Origin of the sequence: Photorhabdus sp. RW14-46, from assembly GCF_963887965.1 — a bacterium.
GTDB classification, from domain to species: domain Bacteria; phylum Pseudomonadota; class Gammaproteobacteria; order Enterobacterales; family Enterobacteriaceae; genus Photorhabdus; species Photorhabdus laumondii.
In genome coordinates, this window is sequence record NZ_CAWPHH010000082.1 from 1 (window position 1) to 2,703 (window position 2,703).

Annotated in this window: 1 pseudogene; it reads right to left on the reverse strand. The window is 55.7% G+C overall.

What is annotated here, in order from left to right:
* A pseudogene (locus AACQ38_RS23545) lies at positions 1 to 2,703 on the reverse strand (hemagglutinin repeat-containing protein); the annotation flags it as partial.

The following is a 2,703-nucleotide window of genomic DNA, read 5'->3' on the forward strand; positions in this document are numbered from 1 at the left end:
ACTGGGTAAATTTCGGGTCGGTCTCCACCAGATAGTGGCTGTCACTGCCCGGTTGCATGGTATACAGGCTGTTATTCGGCAAACGCGTATCGGGCGTCACCACGCGTATCACCGGGTCGACAGTTTGTCCTTTGACGGTCTCCGGGGGCAAACTCAGTTCAAACGGCTGACCGGGAGGCAGCACCAGCGGCTGGTTGTTGATACCGTTCACCGGTGTGACCGCCGTGGGGGCAGCGTGTATCTGGCCGGTTTGTCGGTCCGTAATCGTAATATCGGTACCCTGTGGACGGGTATGCGCCTGCCAGGCCAGCGTTTTCAGGTCGATGGTTTCTATCACTGGGGCGGGGGCATAATTGCTGCGGCTTTTTCCCTGCGAGGTTTTGGTACCACGGAATCGGGGCTTCAGTCGTTTCTTTTTCGCATACCAGTGGGTCTGGCGACCTTTATCGGTAGTGATGCGTTCCCCCTGAGTGGCAATATTATGCAGTTCGCCTATCACCCCGTCCAGCGCCCCACCGGCGATAATTTGGCTGTCATGATTGGTGACCTGCGCACTGTTGAGCATCATATTGCCGCCGGCCAGAATTTTACCGGGGTCACTCTGTTTAACCTGAGTTTCCCTGACGGTGCGGGTGTACTGATATTCGTAAAAGTCATTACTGCCGCTGCCGTCCGGCATGATGGCATCGTGCACTTTGTATTTATTGCGGTGGGAGGTGTCCACCTGTGACCAGTCATAGCGAGTGGTCTGGCCGCTCAGTACTGCATCGTGATGCTGAGACTTTTCTGTTTCGACGACCTGAGTCACCAACCCGGCGTTGGTGTTGTTAATCCGGTCGGCATTAATCTTCAAATGGCGCCCGGCTTCAATCGTCGCCGCGTGGTTATTCAGTTCACCAGCTTGGCCGGTAGCTTTCAGGGCGTTATCCAACTGACCGCCGATGTGCATGTCGCCCACACTGTAAATCTGCGCATGATGCTGGTTGTTGAGTGTTCCGGTGCCGATATCCAGTTGGTCCCGCGCCGCAATCACCGCGGCTTTGCCGTCCTGTGCGGAGTTATTCAGTGTGCCTGTCTGGAGGGCAATTTGGTCACCGTAAATGCGCCCGGTGCCGGTATTGTTCAGAGTGTTGGCCGTGAGATGGGTTAAGCCGCCGTCAATCAGTCCGGTGTTGTTCAGCGTATCGTGAACCTGGATTTGCGTTTGTTTGGCGCTGATTTCACCGGAGGCGCTGTTGATGAGATTCTGTGCGCCCAGATACAGCGCCCGACCGGCTTTTATCTGGCGGTTGTTGGTGATATTGCCGGTCGTTTTCAGCGTCAGATTGCCATTGGCCGCCGTGTTGCCGGTATGGTGAAAATCCTCGGTTAAAGTGACCGCCATATCGCCCTGCGATAACAGTTGGCCGTCCCCGCTCAAGGCGTGTGCGGTGATAGCTGCGTGTTCCCCGGCAATTAGCGTGCCTTGCCGGTTGTTAATCACCAGATGCGGTTGCTGAGCCTCGCTTTTAAGAGTGAGCTGTTTGCCCGCGGAGACCAGCCCTTGTTCATTCTCCAGAGTCTGGCTGATGTTCGCCTGCAAGTGGTTGGCCGCCCGTAAAGCGCCCTGACTATTGTCCACCTGTTGGGCGTTTACCGTCAGGTTTTGCGCTTCCAGTCCTTTATCAACCTGCGCTGTTTCTTGGTTAATCAGGCGAACGGTGTTCAAGGTCAATTGCTGACCGCCACGGATAAGGCCGCCGGTATTATCGGTTTGAGTGTCAACATCAAGCTGAGTGTCGCCTACCGCCTGCACCTGTCCGTGACGATTATCGATCTGGTGAGTGTTCAGGGTTAAAGTGTCTGTGGATAACAGTTTGCCGTCCCGGTTATCCAGCGCGGCGTGTTGGGTGTCGATCACCACCTGTCCGCCTTGAAGATGGCCGTGGCGATTGTCCAGTGGGCCGCTGGTGATTATGGTTTTGCCTTCTCCAATAATCTGGCCCTGTTGGTTATCCAGTAACTGCCCGTTAGTATCCAGAGTCAGGGCGTCGGCGGATTGTAAGGTGCCCTCGCGGTTGGTCAGTTGTCGGCTGTGAATGTCCAGTCCGCCATTTCCGGCTATCTGGCCCTGCGTATTATTAAGCGCAGTGCTGGTCAGCGCAGTTTTGCCGTCCGCCGCGATTATTCCACCGGTGTTATTGATGTCGCCGGTACGCAAAGTTAAGTGTCCGCCGCTTAACAACCGGCCCGCTTTTTGGTCGGCATGGTGAGTGTTAGTAAGACCGTGGCCGTGGGTATCAACGGCCATCTCGTGGCCAGATTGTAACAGCCCCGCCGTATTATCCAGTTGACCACTGTTGACCGTCAGGGTGTCTTCGGCTATCACCTGTCCGGCGGTATTGGTGAAGGGATGGCCTGTGGTCTGGCTGTCAATGTTTTGTGCCAGCAACATCCCCTGCGTGTTATCCAGGGTCTGACTGGTGGTGGTCAGTCGGGTTTTGGCTTCAAGATGACCGTTAACGTTTTGAATAGTTTTGCCAACGGTGAGGGTGGCGCTGTCCCCGGCGGCAACAATGCTCCCCTGACCATTATTCAGTTGGGATGCGCTGAGCTGGAGCGCGTTGCCGGCTTCCAGTTTGCCCGACTGATTATCCAGCGTGTCTTTGACCGCCAGTGTCAGCGAACCTTGGTCGGCGGCCACGATGTTGCCGTGACGATTAT